The organism is Micromonospora solifontis, from assembly GCF_003725545.1.
GTDB lineage: Bacteria > Actinomycetota > Actinomycetes > Mycobacteriales > Micromonosporaceae > Micromonospora > Micromonospora solifontis.
This window is the reverse complement of the sequence record NZ_RJLN01000003.1, coordinates 134906-140905: the sequence shown is the minus strand read 5'-3', so window position 1 is coordinate 140905 and position 6000 is coordinate 134906. Positions and strand designations below refer to the sequence as shown.

Sequence of the window (6000 nt, the reverse complement as noted above, 5' to 3'; positions counted from 1 at the left end):
CAGGCGGCGACCGCGATGGCGCTGCCCGCGGCGCCGGCCCAGACCGCGTCCGGCAGACCGAGCCCGGCGTACGGGGTCAGCACCGCCGCCGCACCGCCGAGGCCGCTGGCCAGGACGCTCCACCGGCGTGCGGATCCCCGCAGCCGGCGCAGCCGACGGAAGTGTCGCGCCCGCTCGTCCACCATCGTCCCCTCCCGCCTCTCAGCCGGTGGTGCTCTCCCCGGTGCCGCGCTCCCGGCTCATGCTGGCCCGGATCTCGTCGAGCCGGGCGGCGGCCGCCGGGTCGGCGGCGGGCTGCGTCTGCCCCACGGCGGGACGGTCCTGCCGGCCGGCGAGCTGCTCCCCGGCCATGCTCGAGCGGATCTGCTCCAGTCTCGCCGATCCCGCCGAGTCGAGCGTCGCCTTCTGGATCTCCAGCATCCGGCCCTCGACGGAATTGCCGGCCAGCTCGGCCCGCCCCATCGCGTCGGCGTACCGGCGCTCGATGCGGTCCCGGACCTCGTTCAGGGACGGGGTGCTGCCGGGGGCGGTGAGCGAGGACATCGACTCCAGCGAGCGGGCCACGCTCTCCTGCATCTTGGCCTGCTCCAGCTGGCTGAGCAGCTTGGTGCGCTCGGCCAGCTTCTGCTGGAGGATCATCGAGTTGTTCTCGACCGCCTTGCGCGCCTGGGCGGCCGCGCCGAGCGCCTGGTCGTGCAGGGTCTTGAGGTCCTCGGTGGCCTGCTCGGCGGAGACCAGCTGGGTGGCCAGGAGCTGCGCGGACTGCTCGTACCGGCCCGCCTCGGTCTCGTCGCCCCGGGCGCGGGCCTGGTCGGCGAGGACCAGGGCCTGCCGGGCGTTGGCCTGGAGCTGCTCGACCTCGGTCATCTGCCGGGACAGCTTCATCTCGAGCTGGCGCTGGTTGCCGATCACCGCGGCCGCCTGCTGGACCAGCGCCTGGTGCTGCCGCTGGGCCTCCTCGATGGCCTGCTGGATCTGCACCTTCGGGTCGGCGTGCTCGTCGATCTTCGCGCCGAAGAGCGCCATCAGGTACTTCCAACCCTTGACGAACGGGTTCGCCATCTCCGCGTTGTCCCCTCAGTAGCGTCGCGCCGCCTCGACCGGGCCGGGCGGGGTCGACCGGTGGGTCGCGCGGTGTGCCTCCATCGTCCCAGGCGTACGCCACCGAAGCACCCGGTCAACCCTGATCAACAGTACGCGTCGGTCGCCACCGCGCCCATGGTCGTGGCCGCGCGGGTCAGGCGGCGCAGACCACGTCCCGCTCGGTGGGGCGGACCCGGGTGCTGCGCAGCGTCGCCTTGAGCGGCCCGTCCTGCCGGACCTGCACCGCCACCGACCCGTCGGAGGCAACCTGGCGGACTCCCCGGTTGGCCGCCTTGCGGAGCGCGGCGGGCGCCACCCGGGTCGGCTCGACCGGCTCGTCGGGCACCGGCACCAGCACGTCCGGCATCTGCTCGGCCAGGGCGACGGTGTCGCTGACCTCGCGGAGCAGCTCGGAGAGGCGGGCGCCGAGCGCGTCGCAGATCGCGGCCAGCAGCTCGCTGGAGGGCTCCTTCTGGCCGCGTTCGATCTCGGAGAGGTAGCCGAGGCTCACGTTGGCGGCGGAGGAGACCTCGCGGAGGGTGCGGTGCTGCCCCTGCCGGCGCGCCCGCAGTGCGTCACCGATCACCCGGCGTAGCAGGACCATCGCACCTCCCCCTGACGGGAACACCATTCCCGGCCGACCGTACCGCGTCGGACGCGGTCGGCCGCCCCCGACGCCGGCGTCGCCCGCCGGAGCCTTCCCGCAACCGTACCCGTTGCGGGCGTCGCCGACATCCCGCCCCACCCTTCGAATTGCGCGGTTCCGACCGCCGGGACGGGTTCGGGCCGGGCGCTCGGCGCGCCCGGGGCCGGGCGGGTCGCCACGGGGCTCACCGCCGGCCCGCCCCGGCCGGGTCGCCCGCGCCGCGCGCCCCGGTCACGGTCGGGTCCGCCGCCTCGGGTCCGCCGGCCGCGGCCTGGATCCGCTCGGCGAGCAGCCGCAGCGCCTCGATCACCGCACCGCTGCGGATCTCGTCCCGGTTGCCGTCGAGGTCGAGCCGGCGGACCGTGGTGCCGCTGGGGCCGGCGGCGGCCACGTACACCAGGCCGACCGGCTTGCCGTCCTGCGGTTCCGGCCCGGCCACGCCGGTGGTGGCCAACCCCCAGTCGGCGCCGCAGCGCTCGCGGCCGCCCTCGGCGAGCGCGGCGGCCACGTCCGGATCGACCGGTCCGCGCTCCGCGAGCAGATCCCCGGGTACGCCGGCCAGCCGGGACTTCAGCTCCGTGGCGTAGACCACCAGGCCGCCCCGGTAGATGCCGCTCACCCCGGCGATCTCCACGATGGCGTTGGCCAGCGCCCCGCCGGTCAGCGATTCGACGGTCGCCAGGGTCTCGTGCCGCTCGTGCAGGCTGTGCACCACGAACGCGGCCCGACTCAGGTCGACCCGCTCGGGCGTCGCTTCCGTTCCCATGGTCCACACCTCTTCCCCGGCCGCCGCGCCCTACTCATCCTCGCAGCCGGAGCCCGACCCGAGGCGGATCTCAGGGGGTGCGGCGGCGCAGCCGGAACGCCTGGGCGATGTAGTCGAACCCGGTGACCACGGTGACCACCACGGCCGCCCCCATGATCCACGGGCCGACGACGGCCAGCGCGGCGGGCATCGGCCAGAGGTACCAGGTGATGGCGAGGATCTGGAGGGCGGTCTTGATCTTGCCGCCCCGGCTGGCGGCGATGACGCCGTGCCGGATCACCCAGAACCGCAGCGCGGTGATGCCCAGTTCGCGGGCGAGGATCACCACGGTCACCCACCAGGGCAGCCGCTCCTGGACGGAGAGCAGCACCAGCGCGGCGCCGGTGAGCGCCTTGTCCGCGATCGGGTCGGCGACCTTGCCCAGCGAGGTGACCAGCCCGAACCGGCGGGCGATCCACCCGTCCACCAGGTCGGTCACCGAGGCGACCACGAAGATCAGACAGGCCGCCATCCGCCAGCCGGCGTGGGTCATCCCGGAGGCGACCACCGTGACGGCGAACACCGGCACCAGCACCAGCCGCACCCCGGTCAGCATGTTCGCGGCGTTGAGCAGGGGTACCCGGGCCGCCACCGACTCCGCCCCGGTCATGCCTGGCACCGCCCCACGTGGCTCCCCCGTTCCGTCCGGGCCCGTCGTCACCGTGCCGCGCCGGGCGCCGCCGAGATCATCTCATCGGGCACGGCGACCAGGTCGACACCCTCGGTCGCGGTGACCGTCGCCCGCACCAGGTCGCCGGGGCGCAGCGCGGCCAGGTCGACCCCGCCGTCCGCCGGGGCGACCAGGGTGGTCGAGCCGTCGACCTCGGGCGCCTGGTGGGCCGCCCGCCCCTCGACCACGCCGTCGGCGACCGAGTCGACCAGCACCTCGACCGTCGAGCCGAGCCGCTCCTCGGCCCGCTGGGAGCAGAGCTCGTCGGCGAGCGCGGCGAGCTTGTCGTACCGCCGCTTGACGGTGGCGGCGCCGACCTTGCCGGGCAGGCCGGCGGCCTCGGTGCCGTCCTCGTCGCTGTAGTCGAAAACGCCGATCGCGTCCAGCCGCGCCTCGGTCAGGAACCGGACCAGCTCGTTGACGTCCTGCCGGGTCTCGCCGGGGAAGCCGACGATGAAGTTGCTGCGGGCGCCGGCCTCAGGGGCCAGGGCCCGGGCGGAGGCGAGCAGCTCCAGGAATCGTCCGGTGGAACCGAACCGGCGCATCCGGCGCAGCACCGGCTCGCTGGAGTGCTGGAACGACAGGTCGAAGTACGGTGCCACCCCGGGCGTGGTGGCGATCACCTCGACCAGGCCCGGCCGGGTCTCGGCGGGCTGCAGGTAGCTGGCCCGGACCCGGACGATCCCGTCGATCGCGGCGAGCTGCGGCAGCAGCTTCTCCAGCGCCCGGGGGTCACCCAGGTCCTTGCCGTAGGACGTCGAGTTCTCGCTGACCAGCACCAGCTCGCGAACCCCGGTCTTGGCCAGCCACTCCGCCTCGGCGAGCAGCTCGTCCGGGGTGCGCGAGACGAACGCCCCGCGGAACGCCGGGATGGCGCAGAACGCGCAGCGCCGGTCGCAGCCGCTGGCCAGCTTGAGCGAGGCGACCGGCCCGGTGTCGAGCCGGTGCCGCAGCACCTGCCGCAGGTGGGCCGGGGTGTGCGCGTCGGTCTCGGTGGTCACCCGGGTCGGCGTGCCGTGGCCGGGCAGCGACACCGCCGCGTCGCGCCGCTGGACCGGGGTGAGCGGGAGCAGCTCCCGGCGGTCGCGCGGGATGTGCGCGTCGAGCGCCTCGCCGGCCACCACCGCGTTCAGCCGGGCGGAGATGTCCGGGTAGTCGTCGAAGCTCAGCACCGCCTGCGCCTCGGGGAGGCTGTCGGCCAGCTCACGGCCGTACCGCTCGGCCATGCAGCCGGCGGCGACCACCCTGGCCCCGGTGTCGGCGGCGGCCAGCAGCGTCTGGATCGAGTCCTGCTTGGCCTTCTCCACGAAGCCGCAGGTGTTCACGACCACCACGTCGGCCCCCTCGCCGTCGGTGGTCACCTGCCAGCCGTCGGCGTGCAGCCGGGCGGCCAACTCCTCCGAGTCGACCTCGTTACGGGCACAGCCCAGGGTCAGCAGCGCGACTCGACGCCCGGAGTTGTCGGAAGGGGAGGTGGCAGACACCCTCCGAGGGTACCGGGCCGCGCCGGGAACCCCGCGACGCCTGCCCGCCGGCAGGCCCAGGTGGGCCGCCGTCGCGCGAGTCGCGGCATGTCCCGGTCTTCCGGCGGCCGGAAGGACCGACCTGCCGCATTCCGTGAGCCGCCCGGCCGGCCGGGCGCTCCGGGGCGGTGGCGGGGGCGCCGCGGTCAGCGGGGGACGCCGACGCGGGCCAGCCGGTCGAGCAGGAAGACCTCGGTGCCGGCCAGGCCGGTGGAGCAGAAGACCGAGATCTGGTCCGCGCCGGTCCGGCCCGGCACCGCCCCGGCCAGCACCGCGCCCAGGTCGCGCAGCCGACCGGCGTGCGGCTCGACGGCGGTCAGCATCGGCGGGTCGTACGCGGCGGCCTGCGCCGGCGAGTCGGTGACCAGCACCTCGGCGGCGGCCAGCAGGTCGGGGCCGAACTCGTGCCGGTGGACCTGCTTGAAGCCGACGGTGTTGACGTGGGTGCCCGGGGCGAGGTCGGCCGCGTCGACGACCGGAGTGGTGCTGGTGGTGGCGAGCACCACCACGTCCCGCCGCCGGACCGCCTCGGCGGCCGAGCCGACCGCCCGCGCGGGCACACCCAGCTCGGCCCGGACCCGGGCGGCGAATGCCTCCCGGCGGGCCGCCGATCGGCTGTGCACGGTCACCTCGCGCAGCGGGCGGACCGCGGCGGCGGCCCAGACCTGCGTCCACGCCTGACGGCCGGACCCGACCACGCCGAGGGTCGCCGCGTCCGGCCGCGCCAGGGCGTCGACCGCCACCCCACCCAGCCCTCCGGTACGCCGGGAGCCCAGCTCCTCGCCGACCGCGATGGCGCGGACCGCTCCGGTGCGCGCGTCGTGCAGCACGACCAGTTGTCCGCTCTCGGGGTGCCCGAAGGTGTCGTACGACCGGAAGCCGTACCACTCGCCGGAGAGGTGGCCGGCGGTGAGCACCATCCGGCCGCCGCCGAGCGGGGCGGACGTCCGGGGCGGGGCGATCAGCCGGCCCTCGTACGCGGCCAGCAGCGCGTCCCGCATGGCGGCGACGGTGAGCGGCGCGTCCACCGCCGCGGCGACGTCCTCGTCGGAGAAGAGCGCGGTCATGCTGACCATGGTGCAACCTGAAGTTCGCGTTAACTCCAGTGATGGTGGCGTTCCTCACCGCGCCGGCGCACCGGCGCCCCGGTGCTAGCGTCGGCCACGGCGGCCGCTGCCGCCCCGGACGAGTGGTGGGCGTACCCGGTCAGGCCAAGACGCCCCGCGTGTAGCGCCCGTCCCGGCCCGCGTGGCCGGCCCGTCCGTCAGAGGTG

Annotated in this window: 6 protein-coding genes, 1 pseudogene and 1 riboswitch; all 7 genes and pseudogenes read right to left on the bottom strand. The window is 75.3% G+C overall.

The window, feature by feature from the left end; translation table 11 throughout:
• Positions 1-185 (bottom strand): annotated as a pseudogene (locus tag EFE23_RS02200) (phage shock envelope stress response protein PspM); the annotation flags it as partial.
• A 16-nt stretch (positions 186-201) separates the two neighbouring features.
• Positions 202-1062, bottom strand: coding sequence for a PspA/IM30 family protein (locus tag EFE23_RS02195; RefSeq protein WP_123239167.1), 861 nt, complete (start codon positions 1060-1062; stop codon positions 202-204).
• 175 nt (positions 1063-1237) lie between these two features.
• Positions 1238-1687 (bottom strand): helix-turn-helix domain-containing protein, encoded by a 450-nt coding sequence (locus tag EFE23_RS02190; RefSeq protein ID WP_123239166.1) that lies wholly within the window; start codon positions 1685-1687, stop codon positions 1238-1240.
• Between the two features lie 226 nt (positions 1688-1913).
• Complete coding sequence (locus EFE23_RS02185) at positions 1914-2495, bottom strand: CinA family protein (protein ID WP_123239181.1); 582 nt, start codon at positions 2493-2495, stop codon at positions 1914-1916.
• Between the two features lie 70 nt (positions 2496-2565).
• A complete protein-coding gene (gene pgsA, locus EFE23_RS02180) occupies positions 2566-3144 on the bottom strand; it encodes a CDP-diacylglycerol--glycerol-3-phosphate 3-phosphatidyltransferase (RefSeq protein WP_123239165.1) in 579 nt (192 codons plus the stop codon).
• Between the two features lie 47 nt (positions 3145-3191).
• Positions 3192-4688 (bottom strand): 30S ribosomal protein S12 methylthiotransferase RimO, encoded by a 1497-nt coding sequence (gene rimO / locus EFE23_RS02175; protein ID WP_123239164.1) that lies wholly within the window; start codon positions 4686-4688, stop codon positions 3192-3194.
• Positions 4689-4873: 185 nt separating this feature from the next.
• Entirely contained in the window at positions 4874-5794 is a 921-nt protein-coding gene (locus tag EFE23_RS02170) for an ornithine cyclodeaminase family protein (RefSeq protein ID WP_199736893.1), read from the bottom strand.
• 93 nt (positions 5795-5887) lie between these two features.
• Positions 5888-5952: riboswitch (guanidine-III (ykkC-III) riboswitch) on the top strand.
• Positions 5953-6000 lie beyond the last annotated feature (48 nt).